Below are 23,105 nucleotides of genomic sequence, written 5' to 3'. Positions count from 1 at the left end.
CGCGTCGGCCATAAAAAACCACGGCCCCTTTCGGGGCCGTGGCATTTGGAGCGGTGGAGCTATCGATCAGAAGCGCTGCTGATACTTCATGTACAGCGTACGACCGATATCGAAACCACCGTAGTACGGGAAGTCGCTGTTCGGGGTGGAGAACATGATCGGACCGTAGTGGTTCGTGATGTTCGTCGCACCGAGCGAGGCAGTTGCATTCCAAGGCAGCTTCACGTTGAACTGCAGATCGTGGAACGTGTTCGAGCCCACGTGATTCTGCTTGTCGAGGTTGCCGTAGACGTCACGATGCGTCGCGTCATCACACGGACGCGGAGCCGAGCCACACGCTTCCTTCATGCCCGAGTAGTAGCGAGCCATGTAGGCGATCGAGTAGTCACCCTTTTCCCAGACGAGGCCGAGGTTCGAGCGAAGACGGAAAATACCCGGCGTACCGACATAGCCCACCCACTGCGTTTCCGGGCTGTTGTCGGCGAGCTGGTCGTACTTGCTCGTGTAGGTCGACTGCCAGTTCACGTTGAACTTACCGAACGACGTTTCCGGCATACGGTAGTTCACGCCGAAGTCGTAGCCTTCCGTACGGATGGCGCCGAGGTTCGTCAGGCCGAAGAACATGTTCGTGATGGCATGGGTGGCAGGATCACGCACGATGCCGGCGCAGCGAGCCGAGATATTCGCCACATAGCAGTCGTTGAGGATCGAATCAACCGAATCCGAGGCGATCGTGTCTTCGATCTTGACGTCGAACCAGTCCAGCGTGAAATCCAAGCCCTGGACCCACTTCGGGCTCCACACGATACCGGCCGTCTTCGAGGTCGCGGTCTCGGGCGAAAGATTCGGGTTGGAACCGCTGAGGAACTGGAAGTTGGTCTGGCACGGAACCGTCGTGCAAGCGATGTTGCCCTGGCCCAGCTGGACGTAGCTAGCCGGAACGCCCGCGGCGGTACATGCCGGGCCGCCCGCGCCCGCCTGCGGGTCGGGACCCGACGCGCACGGGTCGGTGTACGACTCGAAGCTGCCACCGATGCCGCCGAACAGATCGGAGATCGAGGGCGCGCGGAAGCCCTGCGCATATGTCGCGCGAACCAGCAGGCCTTCCATCGGACGCCAACGCATCGAGAACTTGCTGTTGAGCGTGTTGCCGAAGTTCGAGTATTCCGAGTAACGGCTCGCGATGTTGAAGGTCAGTTCCTTGGCGAACGCGACGTCGGCGAGCACCGGTACTTCGAGTTCGACGTACGCTTCGTTCAGCGAATAGCTGCCCGCCGTCGTCGTGGCAGGAAGACCCGTGCTCAGACCGGCCTGCGCGAACGCATCCGGAACGAAGCGACCCTTCTCTTCGCGGTGCTCCACACCGAACGCGAGACCCATGTCACCGGCCGGCAGCGAGAAGAGCGTGCCGCCCATGTTCGCGCTGTAGATCGTGGTCGTGGTTTCGCCGGCATCGTGGTACTCGGGGAACAGGTATGCCTGCAGCGCCGGGTTCGCGAGCGAGCCCTGGCCGGCCTGGCCGTACGGCAGGAGCGGGTTGAACGGAATGCACTCGCCGTTGCCGTAGTTGCTGCCGTACGCGATCGGGGCAGCCGCGCTGCCGCACTCGACGCGGCCCGTGGTTGCGTTGAAATACGACGGACCGATCGCCTTCGAGCTAGCGAGCGTGTTGGCGTCGCCGTGCGCGTACTTGTTGTTGTCGTTGCGGTTCGACAGGTAGCCGACGTCCCAATCCCACTGGTGGTCGCCGAAGTTCAGAACGCCTTCAAGGCCGAGGCTGACGCGGAGCGTGTTCAGCACGCTGCGCGTGGTGCGCGGCACTTCCCACAGACGGCGGTAGAAGTACGCGTCACCAGCAGCCGGATTCGGATTGAAGTAGCTCTGCGCGGAAATCAGGCCGAAACCGTAGTTGAACGGATACCCAGCGATCTGCTGATCAGTAGTGCGCTGGTTGTAGCCGATGTCCGCCGTGGCCTTGAGGTCGTCGGTAATGTTCAGCGTCGAGCTGACGAACACCGAACGGCGCTCGATGCCGGTCTGCAGCATCATCTGCTGGTTTGCGTTCGCACGCTCGGCCGGCGTCAGGCTGTGATAGTTCGCCGGATTGCCCGGATCTGCGCCCTTGTTTACGGTGCACATGCCGCTCGCGCAAGTCGGATCAACAAAGTTGATGTTCTGACCGTACGTGTCGGAGTCAGGGTCCGTATCGATGATCGGGCCGCCCGGGCCCTGATTGCCGAGCCACACGCCGTTCTGGCTAATCGGGCTCCAGCCGGAGAACGGGAAGTCCGGACCCGAGTTGCCGTACGCGCTGAACCAGCGGTCCTTGGCGAAAACCGGATCTTCCTTCGTGTATTCCGCGCTCAGCGTGACGCTTGCACGGTCGCCGCTCGCGCCGAGCGTGACGTCGTACGACTGCTTGAAGCCGTCGCCCTTGTCGTAACCGCCGAGGTAGACGTTAGCTTCCGCCCCGTCGAAGTTGCGACGGGTGATGATGTTGACGACGCCCGCGATTGCGTCGGAACCGTAGATCGCAGATGCGCCGTCCTTCAGGACTTCGATGCGCTGGATCGCGGAGACCGGGATCTGGCCGAGATCCTGCAGGCCCGAAGTCGAGATGCCGAGACGCTTACCGTTGACGAGCACGAGCGTGCGCTGCGCGCCGAGGTTGCGCAGGTCGATGTAGTAACCACCGACATCTTCGCCGGAAGCCAGCGCGTCAGCGCGCGAGATCGCCGGCGAACCTGCCGACGTGAGGTTCTGCAGGATGTCCGCGACTGAGGTGAAGCCCTGGTTCTGGATCTGCTCACGGCTCAGCGTGATGATCGGCTGTGCAGTTTCGACGTCGGCGCGCGGAATACGCGAACCGGTGACTTCGATGCGGTCGAGCTGCTGGGCGTCGCCGGTCGGCGGCGCAGCGGTCGGCGCTGTGGTCGTCTGCGCGAAGGCCGAACCGGCCGCCGCAACGGAGCTCATGGCGATCGCGATTGAAATCGCGTCGCGGAGCCTGGTGGTCTTAAAGGTCATTCTCTCTCTCTCCAAGTGTGTCTGGTATTTCCCATGGGAACCTTTCCGGCTGAGCTTTGGAGGACGCAATCCGGCGAGGTCGGCCCGATAGTAGCGGCCCCTTTTGAGAAATTAAAGTGTCGTTAACAAAAAAGGCCGCCCGGGTGGGGCGGCCTTCTGGGACGGGGTTCTCAGCGATCAGAGATCCTGCTGATACCGGACATACGGAACGGCGCCTTCATCCTGCTCGCCGTTACCGGGGGCAAACGGGTTACGACCACGCGTCACGACGTTTTCGGCGCCGACGCTCAGCTGGCCGCTCCACGGGGTGCGCCAGCTCAGACCGAGGTCGAGGCCTTCCCAGCGGCCGGGCTGCATCGGCGAATCGACGACGCGGCCGATCACGTTGGCGCCGAAGCGACCGACGCTGGTCCCGACGCTCAGCGTCTTGATATCCCAGCGATCGGCGAGCTCAGGCACCGCGTCCGGCGAGACGAGGCGGGCCCGGGCGATGGTGCCGGCGATCGAGACCGTAGCCTCGCGACCGATGTTCTTTTCGCCGATCAGCGTGAGCGCGTTCTGGTTGACGCGCGAATTCGCGTGCCCGGACGTGAGCCACGCAGGAAGCGTGTCATGGGTGTTGTTTAGGCCGACGCCGACGCGGACGTTCTTGCGCGACAGGGTTGCGCCGGCGCTGGTCTGCTTGGCGTGCGTATTGCCGAGCGACGCAAGCAGGCAGTTGTCCGCGAGCGTGCCGATCGCGCTGCCGAGCCCTGACTTGCGATCACAAAGCAGGCCAAGCGTGTCGCCGGTGCCGACCCCGAGCGCGCTGTCGAGACGCGTGCTGCCGAACTGCCAGGTCGCGGTCGAGACGGGTTCGAGCAGAAGAACCGCTTCGACCTTGCCGCTGTTCTGGTTCCACACCGGCAAGGCCTGCGGATGGGGCCGGGCGACCTGTGCCGACGCAATGCCCGACGCGACCAGAAGGCCGGCGGCGAGAAAGCTGCGGAATGGGCGGGCTCGGGACATCACGGGGTGTGCGACCGGGTGCGTGCCGGAAAGTTCCGGGCGTGTGAACGGATGGTTCAACTATAGGAGATTTATCAATCTTTAACAATCCGCTCGTCGTCCCGTCACTGCGGTCGGTCAGGCGGTTGTAACTCCCGATCGGCGTTCTGGAACAGCTGCTCGATCTCGTCCGGCGTGAAGATATACGACTGGCCGCAGAACTCGCAGCGGATCATCGCTTCCCCGTCCGCGGCGGCAAGTCGGGCCTCTTCGTGGCCGATCGCGACCAGCATCGACTCCACCCGGGCCCGGGAGCAGGAACATCCGAACGCGAGCGCCCGGTCGCCCAGCAGCTCGACGCCATCCTCGTGGAAGAGGCGGTGGAGCAGGCGGTCGCCGTCGATGGAGATCAGTTCTTCCTCGCGCAGCGTGTCGAACAGTGCGCCGACGCGGTTCCAGCCGTCATCGTCGCCCTCGTCGCCCGGCAGCTTCTGCAGCATCAGGCCGGCGGCGGTGTCGCCATTCGCGGCGAGCAGGAGTCGGGTGGGCAACTGCTCGGACTGGCGGAAATAGTCTTCGAACGCGCCATCGAGACGGCTGGCTTCGAGCGGCACCAGGCCCTGATAGCGCACCGGTTCGCCGTCGGGGCCATGGTTTTCGATGGTGATCGCGAGGATGCCGCCGTAGCCGAGATCGCGCAGGTCGGGCGACACCACGCCTTCGGCTTCCTCCGCAAGTTGCACGATGCCGCGCAGCGTGCCGACCGCGGTGCATTCGGCGAACAGCGTGCGGATCGCGCCGTCGCTGCGCATCTGCACAGACAGGCGCCCGTCGACCTTGGTGTGGCCGGTGAAGAGTGCGGCCGCGGCGGCGGCCTGGCCGAGCATCGACATCGCCGCGTCGGGGTATTCCTCGCGCGAGCGGATCTGCTGCCAGGTGTCGTCGAGGCGCACGTGCACGCCGCGCACGCCGGCGCGGTCGATAAGGAATCGGACGAGGCGGTCGCGTCCGGCGTCGAGGGTCGATTCGGTCATGGGGATCGTGGAAGCGGCGCTTGGCCGATAATGCCCAGCGGGGCTGCAAGGCGATGCGACGACATGGGGACGCGATGACGACGACACAAGGCGGGCGCTCGCGCGGCAGGCGATGGTTGCGGCGACTGCTCTGGCTGCCGGTCATCTTCGTCGCGTTCACCGTGCTGCAGGTGGCGACGCTGCGATTCGTCGATCCGTGGTTCTCGAGTTTCATGGCCATCCGCCAGTTCGAGGCCTGGGGCGAGGGCGATTTCCGCTTCGGCGTCGCCTACGACTGGCGCGATCTCGGTCGCATGTCGCCGAGCCTTCCGGTCGCGCTCGTCGCCGCCGAAGACCAGCGTTTCGCCGACCATTTCGGCTTTGATTTCCAGGCGATGGAAAAGGCGGAGCGCGCGAACTCGCGTGGTCGCAAGCTGCGCGGTGGCAGCACGATCAGCCAGCAGCTCGCGAAGAACCTGTTCCTGTGGGGCGGGCGCAGCTACGTGCGCAAGGGCGTCGAAGCCTGGTACACGCTTCTGATCGAGGCGATGTGGCCGAAGCAACGGATCATCGAGGTGTATGCGAACGTCGTTGAATTCGGCGACGGCGTGTACGGCGCACAGGCCGCGGCGCGACACTTCTTCGGCAAGGACGCGTCGCGCCTGACGCCCGCCGAATCCGCGCGGCTCGCCGCGGTGCTGCCCGCGCCTAAGCGCTATAACTCGGGGCAACCCGGGCCGTACGTCGCACGACGCGCACGGGCCATCGAACACCAGATGGCGATGATCGGTGGCCGCGGCTATCTCGAGCGGCTCGACTGACATGCGCCTTCGACGACGTAGGATGCGCGCATGCACACCGATCGCCTGACCGTCGTCGTCGCCGCCTACAACGAGGCCGAGAGCCTTCCGTTACTGCATCCGCGCATCGTCGCAGCCTGCAGCAGCATCGAGCAGATCGACGCGCGCGTGCTCTACGTCGACGACGGCAGCACTGACGCCACATGGCGCGTGCTCTGCGACATCGCCGCCAACGATGCACGTGTGTCACTGCTGCGGTTGTCGCGCAACTTCGGCAAGGAGGCCGCGCTCACCGCGGGTCTCGACCTTGTCGATGAAGGCGGCGCGTTGATCCTCGATGCGGACGGACAGGACCCGCCGGAACTCATTCCAACTTTCGTCGCGAAATGGCGCGAAGGCTTCGACGACGTGCATGGAACGCGCACCGTTCGCGCCGGCGAAGGCTTGATGAAGCGCACGACCGCGCACGCGTTCTATCGCGTGATCGGCCGGCTTTCGCGCACGCCCATTCCCGCGGACACCGGCGACTTCCGCCTGCTATCGCAACGTTCGCTCGTCGCGCTGCGCCAGCTGCGCGAGCGGCATCGCTTCATGAAGGGCCTGTTCGGCTGGGTCGGCTATCGCAGCGTCGCGATCCCGTACCAGCGCGATGCGCGCCTCGCGGGCGGCAGCAAGTTCAACTTCTGGCGCCTTTGGAACTTCGCGATCGAGGGCATCACCAGCTTCTCGACCGCGCCGTTGCGGCTGGCGACCTACATCGGTCTGGTCACCGCAATCCTCGCGTTCTTGTACGCGGTCTGGATCGTGCTGAAAGCTTTCATGTGGGGCGACCCGGTGGCGGGCTGGCCGACGATGATGGCCGTGATCCTGTTCCTCGGCGGCACGCAGCTGATCGCACTCGGCCTGATCGGCGAATACCTCGGGCGCATCTACGACGAGTCGAAGCGGCGCCCGCTGTATCTGGTCGACGAATTCCGCCCGGCCGACGCCGACGGCGGTTAACGCGCGTACTGCCCGCCGCAGTTCGCGTCCTTGCCACCGCCGAGTTCCATCGTCGCGAGCAGGGCGGCCGGCGGCGCGATGTGGCCGAGCACGATCGCAAGCGCAGCACGTAGCCCGACGCGAGCCATGTCCGGCCGGAAATGCGGTTGCTTGAACGTGCCGGTGACGTAAAGCGGAGCACGGAACGAGAACAGGCTTCGATCCTTCGGTCGCGGTCGCAGCTTCAGATCGAGAGTCTCGTCGCGCAGGCTGATGTTGCCTTCACCGATGATGATCGTGTCAGTCGTGTCGAACGCCAGCGACTTCGCGTTCATGACGCCGTTGTTGACGCTGAAGTCGCCGAATGCGCAGCGCACAGGAATCTGCTTGTCGCCGCCGATCAGGAACTTCAGCGATTCCTGTACATCGAGGCCGGCAAGTTCCATCACCAGGTTGCTGATGCGACCCGCGCCCATGCCAACGCCGACGCTGCCGTCGGACGAACCGAGAATGGCGGCGATCGAATTACCCGTGCCTGCGAGTGTGGCTTCGCCGCCAACCTTGCCGACTGCCTGCTTCACCAGCTCGGCCTTCGGCATCAGCCGACCGAGGTTCAGCCCGCGGGCGCTGATCTGCGCACGAGTGCGGATCGGCGACTCGCGTGCATCCATTCGGATCGTCGAGCGGATGTCGCCGCCTGCCACGCCGAAGTTCAGCGGTTCGAGGCGCAGCAGCCCGTTGTCGAGCTTGAGGTGGGCGTCCATGTCGTCGAGCGGCAACGACAGCGAACTGATCTGCGTCGCGCGCAGGCTCACGTCGGCGTCCATCGAACGCAGCTTGTCGAGGTGATACGGCTCGTTCGGAAATACGCGCGGGCTTGCTGCATCGCGCGCGGCCTTCGCGGCAAGTTCCGGGTTCGTGCTTTCGCCACCGCCCGATGTCGGTGCGCGACCGATGAAGCCCGCGAGATCGTCGAAGTCGAGGCGGTGCGAGACGAAACGTCCCTTCAGGAACGGGCGCTTGCCACCGGTCACGAACGTTGCGTCGCCGGACAAGTCGCTGTCGCCGACGCGGCCTTTGAAGTTGTCGTAATGCCATGTGGTGCGGTTGTCGTCGATCTCGCGCGTGAGTCGGCCGTCGAGCGAGTAGGGCGGCGTCGGCGGTGCGGCGAGGCCGAGCAGCGGATACAGGTCTTCGAGGTTCTCGCCTTGTAGCGCGAGCTGCAGGTTGAAGTCGGCGAAACGCAACGGATCCAGCAGCGTGCCGCGTGCATGCGCATGCGTGCGACCCGCCGATGCATGCACGTCGACGTGATACGGCGTTTCGCGATTTGCAAGAGCGAGCGGCGATTCGGCGCGACCGTTGAGCGTGAACGGATTGCCCTGCCAGTGACCCGTGCCCTTCGCGGTGAACGGCGGCGGACGGTTTCCCTTCGGCGCTTCGCTCTGCACGCTAATGCTGACATCGGTGCGCTTGGGCGGGTCGAGGAATTCGAAGTGGCCGCCGTTGACCCAGAGGTTGCGGAACTGGACCTTCGTGTTGCTCGGCGATTTCTTGTCGAATACCCAATTGCCGCCGTGCGTGCCGGTCTCGAGATTGACGACGGGCTTTTCCAGCCACAGGGCGGGGATGTGCACCTGCCCCTTGAAAAGCGGTTTGAGTTCGAGGCGGAACGTGAGTTTGTCGCTCTGTCCCATCAGCGGGCGTTTCGCCCAAGCCGCATTCGAGAACGTGATGCGCTCGGCGGAGATGGTCGGCACCCAACCGAGTTTGACGTCGAGGTTGCCGTTGATGCGCAGCTCGCGACCGGTCTTCGCGTGCACGAGCTTTTCGACCGGGCGACGGAACCAGTTCCAGTCCCAGAAGATGATGAGCAGGATGATCGCGATGGCGAGCAACGCGAGCACCGTGCGGAACGGATGACGCAGCACCGCGCCCAGCGGCGACTTCCCGTGATCGGGCGGCGGCGCGTCAGCGGTCGGCGTTTCGGTCGTCGACATGTCGTCAGCCGCCCGCGCAGTGGGTGGTGCCGGCTTCGTCCTGGCTCAGGTCGCCCCGGCCATCCTTCATGCGGAACGCCAGCGCCTCACCCTTGAACTGGAACGCGTTGTCCGGATCACGCGCGATCTGCACGGTGCGGCCGTCCTTCAGCGTCACCACCGCGACCAGATCGCCGATCTCGACCTTGCTTCCGTTGTCGCAGGTGAATGATGCCGTCGCGCGCGGGTTCGGCGCATCGGCGATGTCGGACGGCTTCACCGCCGCGCCCTGCGCCTGGTAACCCTCCGACGCGGAAATGCCCGTCTGGTGCTCTGCAGCCTCCGGCTCGTCCGCGGGCTTCAGCGGCTCGCCGCTGCGCTTTTCCTGCGAGCACGCGGCCAGCGCGAGGACGAGCGCGGCCACGGAGATGAGGCGGGGCACCGATGTGGGCATGGGGACGTCCAACTGAACTGGCCGCACCTTCTCTGCCCGGTGGTCAAGCACCGGTGAATTGGTTGCGGACGGTTCAGACGACCTGACGCAGCACAGCCACGTAATGGCAGACGCTGCCGGCGACGCAGAACAGGTGCCAGACGGCGTGCGCGTACCGTGAAGTGCGCAGGTAGAACACGGTGCCGAGCGTGTAGGCGAGCCCGCCCGCGAGCAGCCAGCCCAGCGTGGTCGCGTCGACCGCATGCATCATCGGGCGGATCGCGACGATCGCGGCCCAGCCCATCGCGATGTAGAGCGCGGTCGACAAGCGCTTGAAGCGCCCGGTGAAGTACAGCTTGAAGATGATGCCGGCGATGGCGAGCGTCCAGATCGCCGCGAACAGACCCCAGCCCAGCGGGCCGCGAAGGTCGATCAGGGTGAACGGTGTGTACGTGCCCGCGATTAGCAGATAGATCGCGCAGTGGTCGAGCACCTTCAGTCGCGCCTTGGCGACCGGGTTCTTCGCCGCGTGATAGAGCGTCGACGCGAGGTAGAGCAGCAGCAGGCAGATGCCGAAGACGATCGCGCCGGTGAGCTGCCATCCATCGCCGTGCACCGCCGCGAGCGTCACAAGCACCGAGCCGGCGGCGAGCGCCGCGATCGCGCCGACGCCATGCGTCAACGCGTTCGCGAGTTCATGTGTCGCGGTGCGCATCCCGTTGTCGCGGGGTGCGGCGGCCGAGCGGGGGTCGAGGCCGGTGGAAGCGTCCATGACCGCATCCTACTGTACGGATGCGCATGGATTTCACGCCGGCGGTCGGTCAGTCGACGCTCACCGCATGCGCGTGTTCGCGCGTCGCGAGGAACTGCACGGACGGCGCGCGTTCCTGCGCCAGCTGCAGGTTCACGCGCGTCGGCGCGAGGTAGACGAGCTGGCCCGCGGCATCGATCGACAGGTTCATCGCGTTCTTCTCGCGAAACTCCTCGAGCTTCTTCGCGTCGTCGCAGCGGATCCAGCGCGCGGTCGCGACCTGCACCTGCTCGAAGCTCGCGTCGACGCCGTATTCGTCCTTCAATCGATATGCGACGACGTCGAACTGCAGCATGCCGACCGCACCGAGGATCAGGTCGTTGCTCATCAGCGGGCGGAAGAACTGCGTCGCGCCTTCTTCCGACAACTGCGCCAGGCCCTTCTGCAACTGCTTGAGCTTGAGCGGATCGCGCAGGCGCGCGCGGCGGAACAGTTCCGGGGCGAAGTTCGGAATGCCGGTGAAGCTCAGCGGCTCGCCCTCGGTGAAGCTGTCGCCGATCGAGATCGTCCCGTGGTTGTGGATGCCGATGACGTCGCCGGGATACGCGGCTTCGGCGATCTCGCGGTCGCTGGCCATGAAGGTCAGTGCGTTGGCGAGTTTGAGCTCCTTGCCGCTGCGCACGTGGAACGCCTTCATGCCGGCCTTGAACTCGCCCGAGCAGATGCGCATGAACGCGACGCGGTCGCGATGCATCGGGTCCATGTTCGCCTGGATCTTGAACACGAAGCCAGTGAGTTTGTTTTCCACGGGTTCGACCGGGCGACCGGTCGTCGCGCGCGGCTTCGGCGACGGCGCGTTCTCGACGAAGAAGTCGAGCAGCAGCTGCACGCCGAAGTTGTTGACCGCCGAGCCAAAGAACACCGGCGTCTGTTCGCCGCGCAGGTAGGCGTCGACATCGAACGGATGCGACGCGCCCTCGACGAGTTCGAGCTCGTCGCGCACTTCCTGAAGCATCTGCGTGCCGATTCGTGCTTCGAGCGCCGGGTCGTCGATGGACGCGAAGATCGTTGAATCCTGTCGCGTGAAGTTGCGGCCCTGTTCGTACAGGTGCACTTCGCCGGTCAGCAGATGCACGACGCCCTTCAGGCGCTGGCCCATGCCGATCGGCCACGTCACCGGCGCGCACTGGATCTTCAGCACGCTCTCGACTTCGTCGAGCAAGTCGATCGGGCTCTTGCCTTCGCGGTCGAGCTTGTTGATGAAGGTCATGATCGGCGTGTCGCGCAGGCGACAGACCTCCATCAGCTTGATCGTGCGTTCCTCGACGCCCTTGGCGACGTCGATGACCATCAGCGCGCTGTCGACCGCGGTGAGCACGCGGTAGGTGTCCTCGCCGAAGTCGGCGTGGCCGGGCGTGTCGAGCAGGTTGACGATGCGGTCTTCGTACGGGAACTGCATCACCGACGACGTCACGGAGATGCCGCGCTCTTTTTCCAGCGCCATCCAGTCGGACGTGGCATGGCGCGCGGCCTTGCGGCCCTTGACCGAGCCGGCCATCTGGATCGCGCCGCCGAACAACAGCAGCTTCTCCGTCAACGTCGTCTTGCCGGCGTCGGGATGCGAAATGATGGCGAAGGTGCGGCGGCGCAGCGCCTCTAGGGAAACATCGGACATGGCGTCGGCGCGCTCGGCGCGCGGCAGCAGGATCGGGGAGGCCGCGATTATAGCCGCCACGGCCGCGCGGGCCGCGGAAACGCGCGGCACGTCGCAATCCCTGCATCGCGCGGCTCAGGTACGTGAAGAACGCGGCCGTCGTGCCGTTACCGCGTCCAGAGCACAAGCGTCGAGGGAATGTCGGTGTACATCGTGATCGTCGGTGAGGAAGGTGGCCGGGCAGGCGAGCTCCAGCTCGCGCTGCAGGATTTCGGCCTGGACTGGACAGTCGACTGGCTCACCGCGTCTGGCGATGCCGTCACGCTGCCGGCGGATCGACGCATCGACGTCGTCGTCAGCGATATGCAGGTGGGGCGCGTACAGGGCGCCGCGCTGCTCGAGCAGGTGCGCACGCTGCACCCGGAAGCCGCGCGCATCCTGTTGCTCGACCGCAACCACGGCAGCGATGCGATGCAGGCGCTGGACGTCGCGCATCGCTTCCTGCGCAAACCGCTGGACGCCAGCGAGCTGATCGAGGCGGTCGAGAGCGTGCAGGAACTGCGCGATCTTCTGACCAACCCGACACTTGTGCAGACGATCGGGCGCGTGGGCTCTTTGCCGCCGCCGCCCAAGCTCTACCTCGAACTCGACCGCCTGATGCAAGACCCGGACGTCAGCGCCGCGGAGATCGCGACGCTGATCTCGCAGGACCCGGCGGTGGTCGCCAAGGTGCTGCGGCTCTGCAATTCCGCGTACTTCTCGGCCGGCCGCGCGATCACCGACATGCGCACCGCGGTGACGCGCCTCGGCACCAAGATCCTTCAGCGCCTCGTGTTGACCACCGAAGCGCTGGGCACCGGCACGATGACGCCGAGCGAGCGCGAGGCGATGCAGGAGCGCGCGTTGCGCACGTCGCGTCTCGCTGGGCAGTTGCTCACCGGCCCGAGCGCGGAACTGGCGGCGACCGCTGCGTTGCTCGCCGAAGTCGGCAAGCTGCTGCCGGGCGTGAGCCATGGCCGACCGGACGACACCGGCCCGCATTACGCGGAAGCCGGCGCCTATCTGCTCGGTTTGTGGGGCCTGCCGATGCCGATCGTCGAAGCGGTGGCTTATCACCATCGCCCGGGCGCGGTGCGCATGTCCGGCTTCTGGGTGCCGGGCGCGGTGCACGTTGCCTGCGCGCTCGTGTCCGATCTGCCGCTCGACGAGGAATACCTGCGCTCGACGTTCCAGCTCGATCGCTTGCCGGAATGGCGCGAAAAGGCCGAGAAACTCGCGGCGCTTCCGGCCTGATCAGCCGCCGCTGATGTTGAGCGGCCCCTGCGGGCCGCGCATGCGGAAGCGGATCGACTCGAGCCGCATGCCGCGATTCACCTGCACGGCGAAGTGCAGGTGCGGCCCGGTGGTGAACCCAGTATTGCCCGACAACGCGATCTGCTGGCCCGCACGCACATGCTGGCCGACGCGCACGAGCATCCCGTCGAGCTTGAGATGCGCGTACACGGCCATCGTGCCGTCGTCATGCAGTACGCGGATCAGGTTCGCGCGGCCCGCATAACGCTCGCGATCGAGCCCGGCTTTCGAGAAATCCGATTCGACTTCCATGACTACGCCATCGCGCGCCGCGAGCACCGGCGTGCCGATCGGCGCGGCGAGGTCGATCGCGTAGCGGTTCTGTTCGTCGTCGTGGCTGAAGCTGCCGCCGAAGCCCTGGTCGATGTGCCAGCCGGCCATGCGCAGAGGCAGCACGTATTCGACATCCTGCGGCCGCGCCTTCGGGTCGCCCGGCACGACGTCCATGCGCAGCTCGAAGTTGCCGGGGCGCGTGGTGTCGACCATGTCGAGGTAGGTCACCACCGTGTGGCCCTGCGGTGGCACGACGGCGCGCGTCGGCAGGTCGGGCTCGCCGTGCACGTTGTCCGCGCGCGAGAAATCCATGCGCACTTCAACGGGGCCCGCGAGATGGTTGTCGGCGATCGCCTGGAAGCCGCGCCCGACCTGCTGCGTGCGCAGCGACGCGATCGCCGACGGCTCGGCGACGACCGGAATCACCCGCACGCCCGACTGCGGCGCCACGTTCGGATCCGGCACGTGATCGCCGTAATGCACGACGCCGCGCGAATCGACCCAGCGATAGACCTTGCCGGCATACGCCGCGGGCAACGCGACGAACAGCAATGCCGCGATCAACAGGCTGCGACGCGCACTCACTGCACGCACCGGTCGGAAAGATGCAGCGCCTTGGCGACGTCGCGCAGGTCGAACGCGGCGACGGCGCGATCGTCATGCACGGCGTACATCACGCCGTACGGGAAGCTCGGCGTGGCCGCAGCATGCAGCGCGATGCCATCGGTATGCGAGGTGACTTTGCCTTCGAACGATCCGACCAGCGCGAGCGTGCTGCGATCGAACACATGGAAGATCGTGCGCGGCGCAAGCTGGTCGACGCCGATCCAGTAAGCGACATCGGCGTCGCAGGACCACAGCGCGACGCCTTCGGCCTGCGCCGCGAACGTGCCTGCGGGCGTCGAACGCCCGGTGTAGCGGCCTTCGAACGTGTACTCGCGCAGGGTCGACGGATGCGTGGTGTCCTCGTCGGCGATGAGCAGGCGATCGTGGCCCGGATCGCCCGCGACGGACTCGACGATATGCAAGGAAGCCGCGTCCGACGTATCGCCGAACGTGTTCGCAAGCCTCGCCTGCACGCGGCCGTCGCCATCGACTTCGACACGGAAACGCTTCACGCGTTGCGCGAGTTGCGGCGTCGGCGGCACGCGGTCGAACTTCGGACCGTCCATGTAGTTGTCGGTGACGTAGACATCGAGATCGCCGGGTTCGGTCTCGTCTATCCACACGCCGTACGGGCTGCGCAGGTCGGATGCACCGAACATTGCGACGGACTTGAAGTCGGGCAGCGAAAGAACCTGCACACGATGGTTGTCGCGCTCGACGACGAAGGCCAGATCCCCTTGCACCGCGATGCCGTTCGGCCGGTTGAACTGCCCGGGTGCATCACCACGGCTGCCGACCTCACGCAGGCGCTCGCCGCTGTCGCCGTCGAACACCACGAGGCGATGCGTCGATTTGGCGGTGACGATCACCCAGGTGCGGCCGTCTTCCGTCGTCCACGTGGCGGGCGAATCGAGCTCGTCCTCGACGCTTTCGGCGGAGACGAAATGCTCCGGCACGACGGTCGCCGCCGGGCCGGGCTCGACGGCGACAGGCGTGGAAACGGGCGGGGCGGGGCGCGTCATCGCGCAGCCGGCCAGGGCCGCGAGCAGCGCGGCGAGGGCAAGGGATCGCATGGCCGGGAGTGTAAGGGCCGCAACCCGGCCGCCCGCTGACCACGCCGTCCATCGCTTCATCGGCATGAAGCGATTGACAGTCCGGAAATCGATTGGCAGACTTCGGCCATCCATCGAGACCGGCGGAGGGACAGGCCCTTTGATGCCGGGGCAACCAGCACGCAAGTGCCAGGTGCCAACTCCTGCGGCGTCAGCCGGAAGATGGTCGTGCAGTTCCTGCCGCAAGGCGGGCGCTCGCAGGCTCGATGGCCCCGTTTCGTCCGGAGCCCCGTCATGAGCCTTGTTTCGAATTTCTGTATCGCGGACGCGCCGCTTCAGGCCGCCGAATCCGAACTTTTCTCCACGTTGCCCGCCGCCCGCCGCGGCGAGTTCGATGCTGACCTCGTGCTGCGTCATGCCGGCGCGCGCCGCGTGCGGCTGCGCTACGAGGTGGCCGGCGATACATCGCTTCCCGCCGTGTTCGTTGCCGGCGGTATTTCCGCGCATCGCCATGTCGCTGCGAATAGTGCTGACCCGGCGCGTGGCTGGTGGGACGCGCAGGCCGGTGTCGACCGCGCGATCGATCCCACCCTGCATTGCGTCGTGTCGTTCGACTGGCTCGGCGCGGACGGCACACTGGATGCGCCGATCGATCCTGCCGATCAGGCCGATGCGATCGCCGCGCTGCTGGATCATCTGTATGTCCGCCGGCTGCACGCGTTCGTCGGCAGTTCGTATGGCGCGATGGTCGGGCTGCAGCTGGCGGCGCGGCATCCCGCGCGCGTGCAGCGCCTCGTCGCGATCAGCGGCGTGCATCGCGCGCACCCGTTCTCGAGCGCGTGGCGCGCACTGCAACGGCGCGCCGTGCAACTCGGTGCGGTGCAATGCGATGGCGTCGACGGGTTGGTGCTGGCGCGTCAGCTCGCGCTGCTGAGCTATCGCACGCCGGAAGAATTCGACGAACGTTTCGGCGCAGCGCGCGTTGTCGATGGTCGCGTACACGTGCCGGCCGAGGACTATCTCGACTACGCGGGCCAGGCGTATGCGTCGCGCACGCCGGTCACTGCGTTCCTGCGACTCTCCGAATCGATCGATCTGCAGGACGTTTCCCCGGAATCGATCGCCGCGCCGGTGACGCTGGTCGCCGTCGAGCAGGATCGCCTTGTTCCGCTCGCGGATGCGTATGCACTCGCGCAACGCCTAAGAGGTGAAACGCGGCTCCGTGTACTGCGCTCGCGGTACGGCCACGACGCGTTCCTGAAGGAACCCGAGGCGATCGCCGCCATCCTCGACGAAGCGCTGGCTGCGGAGGCGCTGGCATGAGCGCGTCACGCCCCACCCGTCGCGCGACCGTCGCCGTACGCGCAGGCATCGATCGCGACACCGCGTTCGGTGCAGTGACGCCGCCACTGGTGCTGTCATCGAACTTCTCCTTCGCCGGCTTCAATGAAAAACGCGCGTACGACTACACGCGCAGTGGCAATCCGACGCGCGACCTGCTGGGTGAAGCGCTGGCGGAACTTGAAGGCGGCGTTGGCGGCACGATCACCTCGACCGGCATGTCGGCGATCACGCTGGTGCTGCACGCGCTGGTGCCCGCAGGTGGACGGGTGATCGTTCCGCACGATGCCTACGGCGGAAGCTGGCGGCTGTTCAACGCGCTCGCCGCGAAAGGCGTGTTCGAACTGGTGACCGCCGACCTGACGCGCGCGGAGTCGCGTGATGCCGCACTGGCCGACGGCGCGGCCATCGTGTGGATTGAAACGCCGTCGAACCCGCTGCTGCGCATCACGGACCTGCGCGCGACGATCGACGCCGCGCATGCGGCCGGCGCACTCGCGGTGGTCGACAACACTTTCCTGTCGCCCGCGCTGCAGCAGCCAACTGCGTTCGGTGCCGACGTCGTCGTGCACTCGACGACCAAGTACATCAATGGTCACAGCGACGTCGTCGGCGGTGCGGTGGTCGCTCGCGACGCCGCGGTGCATGAGCGACTGACTTGGTGGGCGAACGCGCTCGGCCTGACCGGCGCCCCGTTCGACAGCTTCCTGACGCTCCGCGGCCTGCGCACCCTCGATGCGCGGCTGCGCATCCATCAGGAAAACACAGAGGCTCTGGTCGCACGACTTGCGGATGACGATGCGGTGCGCACCGTGTATTACCCGGGGCTTGCGTCGCATCCGGGCCATGCGCTCGCGGTGCGTCAGCAGACCGGGTTCGGTGCAATGCTCAGCGTCGAACTCCAGGGCGGCGAAGCCGGCGTGCGCGCGTTTCTCGACGGACTGCAGTGCTTCACGCTCGCCGAGTCCCTGGGCGGCGTCGAAAGCCTGGTCGCGCATCCGGCGACGATGACGCATGCGGCGATGTCGCCCGAAGCGCGCCGCGCCGCAGGTATCGGTGATGGTCTGGTTCGACTGTCGGTCGGCATCGAGCATGTGGACGATCTGCTCGACGACATCGAAGCCGGGTTGGCGCGCGTGCGCCATGCCTGTCGACGCGAAACGGCGGCCGCCTGATGGAAGCGCTGGCACGACCGATCGCGGCGCCGCGAAAACGCGAGGCGGCGGCGGAGATCGCGTTGCTGGGTGTCGGCACGGTCGGTAGCGCGCTGTTGCAGCGGATCGATCGTTTGCGAGACACGCTGCCGTCGCTGCGGCTCGTACATGTGGCAAATTCGCGACGGTCGATCTCCGACGCGGAGGGTTTCGAGGCGTCGACTGCGCGCGATCGCCTTGTCACAGCAGCATCGACACATCACCACGCTGTACTCGACGTCTTTGACGGCGCATCCCCCGCGATCGTCATTGACGCAACCGGCAGCGAATCGGTCGCGGCACGCCACGCCGACTGGCTCGCGCAAGGCGTGCACGTGGTGACCGCGAGCAAGCTCGGGCAGGGCGTGTCGCTCGCGCGCTGGCAGGCGATCCAGTCCGCCTGCCGCGCCGGGCGCACGCAGTACGGTGACGCCGCGACGGTCGGTGCGGGCCTGCCGCTGCTGCGGAGCCTGCGAGCGTTGCGCGACGGCGGCGACGCGATCACCGGCATCGCGGGCGTGCTCTCGGGCTCGATGGCGTGGCTGTTCGGCGCCTATGACGGGCTGCGACCGTTTTCCGGTTTTGTGCGACAGGCGCGCGACGCCGGCTACACCGAGCCGGATCCGCGCGAGGACCTTTCGGGCGAGGACGTACGCCGCAAGCTGCTGATCCTCGCGCGCGCCGCCGGACTCGCGTTGGATTCGGAGGATGTGCAGGTCGAATCGCTGGTGCCCGACGTGCTTGCGCGCTGTACAGCCGACGAAGTCGACGACGCGCTCGACGCGCTCGACGCACCACTGCGCGAGCGCTACCAGCACGCGTACAAAAACCGGGAGAAATTGCGCCACGTCGCGCGGTTCCAAGTCGTCGACGGCCGCGTGTGTGCGCGAGTCGGCGTCGAATCGCTCGCGCCTGACGATCCGCTCGCTGCAGGGCAGGGCACCGACAACCGCGTCGCGATTCGCTGCGACCGTTACGACGCGCAACCGCTGGTCATCCAAGGGCCCGGCGCTGGCGCGGGCGTTACGGCAGCGGCCTTGCTCGACGACGTGCTGCGGATCGTCCGCAGCACGTGATCATTCGATCGTTGCGCCGACCGGGCGTCCCGCGATGCGACCGATGATGCGCAACGCATCGCGATTGAGCATCGCCGACAGGTCGCGATGCATGTTGTCGACAAGTTCGCGCAGGTCGGTCAGCGGCGTGGGGCGGAACGAGGCCCAGCCATTGCGGCCATTCGTCTTGACGTAATACAGCGCCTGGTCGGCGAGTTCGATCATCGCCTCCCAGCCGAAGCGCGCGCCATCGTCGGTGCGCACGATCGGGTATTGCGACAGACCGACGGAGCACGTGACCGGCAACACCATGCCGTTGCCCAGGTCGAACGGATGCGTGGCGACCGCCTGCTGGATGCGTTCGCCGATGGTCGACACGTTGCGTTCGGGCATGGGGCGGAACACGAGCAGGAACTCTTCACCACCCCAGCGCGCGACGTAATCGCCGGTGCGCACGAGGCTCGACAGCACTTCGGCGAGCTGCTGCAGCACGAGATCGCCCGCGCGATGGCCGTAGCGATCGTTCACCTGCTTGAAGTGGTCGATGTCGACCAGTGCGAACAGCATCGCCTTGTCGTTCACCGGACCGTTGTCGATCTGGCGGTCGTAGAACGAGAGGTCGGCCGGCAGCTGCGCACCGATGTAGCGTCGATTGCGCAGGCCAGTGAGCGGATCGGTGTGGCTCGCTTCCTCGAGCTGGCGGTTCGCTTGCGCGAGCGCTTCGGTGCGCTGCAGGACGATGTCTTCGAGTTCCTGCTGGCGGCGCTGGAAGCGATAGCGCTGGATGCGATAGCCGACGAACACCAGCAACGCGAGGCCGAGCCCGCAAAGTGCGATGAACCAGCCGGTTTCGACGAAGCGCGGCGGCACCGAGAACATCAACGTCGCCGGTGATTTCGCCCACACGCCGGCGTTGTTGCTGCCCGTCACTTCGAATACGTACTGGCCCGGCGGCAGGTTGGTGTAGCGCGCGCGGCGCACGCCAACGTCGGCGTCGACCCAGTTGGGGTCGTAGCCGCGCAGTCGATAGCGCAGCTGCACGCTCTTGGGGTCGACGAACGACGTCGCGGTGAATTCGAACGTGGCGTCGCGCGCGCCGTCGGGGAACGCGCGGCCCTGCAGTTGCCAGGCGTCGCGCCAGTTGTCGCCGATCTGCACGCGCTCGATCGCGACACCGGGCGCCACCGGGTTCTTGTGGATCGCACGCGTGTCCATCGACACCACGCCATCGCGCGTCGGAAGCCAGAGCGTGTTGCCGTCGAGCACGCCCTTCGACGTGCCGGCGCCATTGCAGCAATAGCCCTGCTGTCCGGCGAGACGATCGCCGCGTTCGTTGAGCAGCATCTCGCCACGCACGCGCGGCGCACGGCCGGTCACGTAGTCGGCGATGTCGGTCGCGAGTACACGGCTGATGCCACGCAGGCCGGCGGTCCAGAGATAGCCGTCGTCCTCGGCGAAGAAGAACGGCGCGTTGGCGGGTTCGCCGTGCGCTACGCCGAGATCGTGCCAGCGGTGGCCGTCCTTGACGTACGTGGTTTCGTTGAGCGTGCCGATGACGAGGCGGCCGTCGGCGAGTCGATGGATCGCGGTGACGTCGAGCGCCTGCGGCAGGCCGGGGTCGCGATCGCGCACGAAGCTGTCGCCGCGCTGCACGAACAGGCCGTTCTGCGTGCCGACCAGCAGACCGGCGGGTTCGTCGACGACGAAACGCACGCGCGCGTCACTCAAGCCGTTGCGCTCGTCGAAGCGCTGCAGCTGCTCGTTATTCCAGCGGAACAGGCCTTCCGGCGTGCCGATCCACAGCGCGCCATCGTGCGCGCGAACGAGTGCGTTGATCTGCGCGCCGCCGATCGCTGCGAGGGCCGGCAGTGCCTTTGGTTTGACGTCGGCGGCGTCGAGAACACGAAGGCCGCCGCGCGTGCCGATCCACAGCCGGCCGTGTTCGGCGAGCAGGTTGTAGGCATGCGGATGCGGCAGGTCGCCCGGCGCGACCACATGTGTGAAGTGGCCGCCGGTCAGCAGGCTGACGCCGTCGTTGCCGCCGACCCACAGGCCGCGGCCGTCCGGATCCTTCGACACCGACCAGACAATGCGGTCGGTCAGACCTTCGGCGGTGCTGTAGCGCCGCGTCCACGAACTCCAGACGCGCACCAGGCCTTCCCACTGGCTGCCCAGCCACAGGTTGCCTTCGCGATCCTCGAATGCCGAACGCAGGCCGGGGAAGCCGCCGGGCGCGCCGACCGGAATCATTTCCGCGACGTGCCCATCGCGCAGCCGCGCCAGGCCGAAGTCGCCGCCGACCCACAGATTCCCGTCGCGATCCTCGAACAGCATGTCGACCGGAACATGCGCGAGCGTGGCGTCCTCGTCGTAGGCAACCCAGCCGTCGGCGACGCGCCGGAACAGGCCGCGCGACGTCGCCGCCCATAGCGACCCCTGCGACGCGATCAGCCGATTGACCTGCGCATCCGATGCCGAATCGGGCAGGGCGAGGCGTTCCCACCGGCTGGTCGGCAGGCGATGCCAGACGGCGCCGCGACCGCCGACCCATAGGCCGTCGTCGCGCGGCAGCGGCGCCTGCGCCGGTTGCGGCGCACCCGCGACGGGTTCGAGCCGGTCGCGGATCACGCGGAACACGCCCGACATCGACGTCACCCAGATGCCGCCCTGCGCGTCGGTCGCGAGGCCCGTGATGTCGAGCTGCGGCGCGCCGTTCGGTGCGGGGATGGCGGTGAAGCCGTGGCCGTCGTAGACCGACAGGCCCTTGTAGGTGCCGATCCAGACGCGGCCGTCGCGGCCGGTCAGCAGCGCGCGGATCCACGGGCCGGGCAGGCCGGGCGTGTTGTCGGGCGTGTAGACGTGGAATTCGATGCCGTCGAAGCGGGCGAGGCCGGACTGCGTGCCGACCCACAGGTAACCGGTGCGGTCCTGCGTCAGCGCCAGCACGCTGATCTGCGGCAGCCCCTGCTGGATCGACCAGTCATCGCGGACGTAGTGATGGAACGCCTTGCCCGGTTCGAGCGCGCCCGCGGCCGGCGCGAAGACCAGGCCGATCATCAGCAGAAGAAGCGTGAGAAGGCGCATTACGACGGCCGTTTCCCCTCGGGCGGGCATCCCGCTAGAGGTCTTATCGGCACGCCCGCGCAGGGCTGAGGGCGACGTGCGTCGCGTTTCTCAGCACTCGATCACGTTGACCGCGAGGCCGCCGCGGCTGGTTTCCTTGTACTTGTCCTGCATGTCGCGGCCGGTTTCGCGCATGGTCTTGATGACCTTGTCCAGCGAGACCTTGTGCTTGCCGTCGCCGCGCATCGCCATGCGGCTGGCGTTGATCGCCTTCACCGCGCCCATCGCGTTGCGCTCGATGCACGGGATCTGCACCAGTCCGCCGATCGGGTCGCAGGTCAGGCCAAGGTTGTGCTCCATGCCGATCTCGGCCGCGTTCTCGATCTGGCCAGGCGTCGCCCCGAGCGCGGCGGTCAGGCCAGCGGCAGCCATCGAACACGCCACGCCGACCTCACCCTGGCAGCCGACTTCCGCGCCGCTAATCGACGCGTTTTCCTTGTAGAGGATGCCGACTGCCGACGCCGTCAGCAGGAAGGTGCGCACGCCGGCGATGTTCGCGCCGGGAATGAAGCGGTCGTAGTAGTGCAGCACCGACGGGATGATGCCGGCCGCGCCGTTCGTAGGTGCCGTGACCACGCGACCACCGGCTGCGTTTTCCTCGTTCACCGCGAGCGCGTAGAGGTTCACCCAGTCGAGCGTGGTGAGCGGGTCGCGCATCGCTGCTTCCGGCTTGCCCGACAACTCCGCATGCAGCGCCGGAGCACGACGCGCGACATGCAGGCCGCCCGGCAGCGTGCCGCTCTCGCGAATGCCGCGCGCCACGCAGCTCTGCATCGCCGCCCAGATCTCATCGAGCGCGGCTTCGATCTCGGTCGGCGAGCGCCAGACCTGCTCGTTCGCCAACATCAGCTGCGCGATCGACATGCCGGTGCGCTCGCACTGCGCGAGCAGTTCGTCGCCGGTCGAGAACGGATACGGCAGGTCCGTTTCGTCGGCGACGATGCGGTCTTCCGCGGCCTCGTCCTGGTTGACGACGAAGCCGCCGCCCACCGAGTAGTAATCGCGCGTCGCGATCACTTCGCCCTGCGCGTCGTACGCGGTGAAGCGCATGCCGTTGGTGTGGAACGGCAGCTTCTGGCGCTTGTTCATGATGAGGTCGTGCTTCTCGTCGAAGCCGATCTCGTGCTGGCCGTGCAGCAGGATGCGCTTGGTCGCGCGTATGCGTTCCAGCGCCGCCGGGATGACGTCCGGGTCGATCTGGTTCGGCCAATGGCCTTCGAGGCCCATCAGCACCGCCTTGTCGGTCCCATGCCCTCGGCCGGTCAGCGCCAGCGACCCGAACACTTCCGCCCGAACGCGCGCCGTGCGCTGCAGCTCGCCGTTCTCGACCAGCCAGCGCTCGACGAAGCGCGCCGCCGCCCGCATCGGCCCGACGGTATGCGACGAACTCGGCCCGATGCCGATCTTGAACAGGTCGAAGGTGCTGACGGCCACCGTGGCTCCAGCGCAGTGCGATAAGGGGAGACCGCTATTCTACGGCCGTA

Annotated in this window: 17 protein-coding genes and 1 riboswitch; of the genes, 6 read left to right on the top strand and 11 right to left on the bottom strand. The window is 66.7% G+C overall.

Annotated features, from left to right (window positions below):
• Positions 1–66: 66 nt before the first annotated feature.
• The 3 genes from ACVWZN_RS07585 to hslO all read right to left on the bottom strand — a co-directional run bounded on the left by ACVWZN_RS07585 (position 67) and on the right by hslO (position 5,048).
• A complete protein-coding gene (locus ACVWZN_RS07585; protein ID WP_456953274.1) occupies positions 67–2,976 on the bottom strand; it encodes a TonB-dependent receptor plug domain-containing protein in 2,910 nt (969 codons plus the stop codon).
• A 228-nt stretch (positions 2,977–3,204) separates the two neighbouring features.
• Positions 3,205–4,035 (bottom strand): XOO1806 family protein, encoded by an 831-nt coding sequence (locus tag ACVWZN_RS07580; RefSeq protein WP_456953273.1) that lies wholly within the window; start codon positions 4,033–4,035, stop codon positions 3,205–3,207.
• Positions 4,036–4,139: 104 nt separating this feature from the next.
• Entirely contained in the window at positions 4,140–5,048 is a 909-nt protein-coding gene (hslO, locus tag ACVWZN_RS07575; RefSeq protein WP_456953272.1) for an Hsp33 family molecular chaperone HslO, read from the bottom strand.
• Between the two features lie 74 nt (positions 5,049–5,122).
• Between hslO and mtgA the strand changes: the two genes are divergently transcribed.
• Both mtgA and ACVWZN_RS07565 read left to right on the top strand, forming a co-directional pair.
• Positions 5,123–5,848 (top strand): monofunctional biosynthetic peptidoglycan transglycosylase, encoded by a 726-nt coding sequence (mtgA, locus tag ACVWZN_RS07570; protein ID WP_456953271.1) that lies wholly within the window; start codon positions 5,123–5,125, stop codon positions 5,846–5,848.
• A gap of 30 nt (positions 5,849–5,878) precedes the next feature.
• Positions 5,879–6,829: a glycosyltransferase family 2 protein gene (locus ACVWZN_RS07565; protein ID WP_456953270.1), complete on the top strand. Its 951-nt coding sequence runs from the start codon at positions 5,879–5,881 to the stop codon at positions 6,827–6,829.
• Here the strand turns inward: ACVWZN_RS07565 and ACVWZN_RS07560 are convergent.
• From ACVWZN_RS07560 to ACVWZN_RS07545, 4 genes are all read right to left on the bottom strand, one after another.
• Positions 6,826–8,808: an AsmA family protein gene (locus ACVWZN_RS07560; protein ID WP_456953269.1), complete on the bottom strand. Its 1,983-nt coding sequence runs from the start codon at positions 8,806–8,808 to the stop codon at positions 6,826–6,828. The genes ACVWZN_RS07565 and ACVWZN_RS07560 overlap by 4 nt on opposite strands.
• Before the next feature lie 4 nt (positions 8,809–8,812).
• Positions 8,813–9,241, bottom strand: coding sequence for a hypothetical protein (locus tag ACVWZN_RS07555; protein ID WP_456953268.1), 429 nt, complete (start codon positions 9,239–9,241; stop codon positions 8,813–8,815).
• A gap of 73 nt (positions 9,242–9,314) precedes the next feature.
• Positions 9,315–9,935: a PAQR family membrane homeostasis protein TrhA gene (gene trhA / locus ACVWZN_RS07550; protein WP_456954734.1), complete on the bottom strand. Its 621-nt coding sequence runs from the start codon at positions 9,933–9,935 to the stop codon at positions 9,315–9,317.
• 106 nt (positions 9,936–10,041) lie between these two features.
• On the bottom strand, positions 10,042–11,646 hold the full coding sequence (locus tag ACVWZN_RS07545; protein ID WP_456953267.1) for a peptide chain release factor 3: 1,605 nt from the start codon (positions 11,644–11,646) through the stop codon (positions 10,042–10,044).
• Between the two features lie 183 nt (positions 11,647–11,829).
• Between ACVWZN_RS07545 and ACVWZN_RS07540 the strand changes: the two genes are divergently transcribed.
• Positions 11,830–12,918 (top strand): HDOD domain-containing protein, encoded by a 1,089-nt coding sequence (locus ACVWZN_RS07540; RefSeq protein WP_027083324.1) that lies wholly within the window; start codon positions 11,830–11,832, stop codon positions 12,916–12,918.
• Here ACVWZN_RS07540 and ACVWZN_RS07535 read toward each other — a convergent pair whose 3' ends face one another.
• A complete protein-coding gene (locus tag ACVWZN_RS07535; protein WP_456953266.1) occupies positions 12,919–13,836 on the bottom strand; it encodes a peptidoglycan DD-metalloendopeptidase family protein in 918 nt (305 codons plus the stop codon). It abuts the gene before it with no gap.
• On the bottom strand, positions 13,833–14,930 hold the full coding sequence (locus ACVWZN_RS07530; RefSeq protein ID WP_456953265.1) for a phytase: 1,098 nt from the start codon (positions 14,928–14,930) through the stop codon (positions 13,833–13,835). Before ACVWZN_RS07530 ends, ACVWZN_RS07535 begins: the two co-directional genes overlap by 4 nt.
• 107 nt (positions 14,931–15,037) lie before the next feature.
• Positions 15,038–15,138, top strand: a riboswitch (SAM riboswitch).
• 65 nt (positions 15,139–15,203) lie between these two features.
• Between ACVWZN_RS07530 and metX the strand changes: the two genes are divergently transcribed.
• The 3 genes from metX to ACVWZN_RS07515 are packed head-to-tail and all read left to right on the top strand — an operon-like array spanning position 15,204 to position 18,519.
• The gene (gene metX, locus ACVWZN_RS07525) at positions 15,204–16,232 is read left to right on the top strand and encodes a homoserine O-succinyltransferase MetX (protein ID WP_456953264.1); all 1,029 of its coding nucleotides are present in this window, start codon (positions 15,204–15,206) and stop codon (positions 16,230–16,232) included.
• Complete coding sequence (gene metB / locus ACVWZN_RS07520) at positions 16,229–17,425, top strand: cystathionine gamma-synthase (protein ID WP_456953263.1); 1,197 nt, start codon at positions 16,229–16,231, stop codon at positions 17,423–17,425. Before metX ends, metB begins: the two co-directional genes overlap by 4 nt.
• Positions 17,425–18,519: a homoserine dehydrogenase gene (locus ACVWZN_RS07515; RefSeq protein ID WP_456953262.1), complete on the top strand. Its 1,095-nt coding sequence runs from the start codon at positions 17,425–17,427 to the stop codon at positions 18,517–18,519. The genes metB and ACVWZN_RS07515 overlap by 1 nt, the downstream gene beginning before the upstream one ends.
• On the opposite strand, the gene ACVWZN_RS07510 is transcribed toward ACVWZN_RS07515, so the two are convergent.
• Positions 18,520–21,582 carry a diguanylate cyclase gene (locus tag ACVWZN_RS07510; protein ID WP_456953261.1) on the bottom strand — a complete coding sequence of 1,021 codons (3,063 nt, stop codon included), beginning with the start codon at positions 21,580–21,582 and terminating at the stop codon, positions 18,520–18,522.
• A gap of 90 nt (positions 21,583–21,672) precedes the next feature.
• Complete coding sequence (locus tag ACVWZN_RS07505) at positions 21,673–23,055, bottom strand: L-serine ammonia-lyase (RefSeq protein ID WP_456953260.1); 1,383 nt, start codon at positions 23,053–23,055, stop codon at positions 21,673–21,675.
• Positions 23,056–23,105: the final 50 nt, after the last annotated feature.

The organism is Lysobacter sp. HA35 (assembly GCF_054061195.1).
This window is presented reverse-complemented; position numbering and strand designations above follow the sequence as displayed.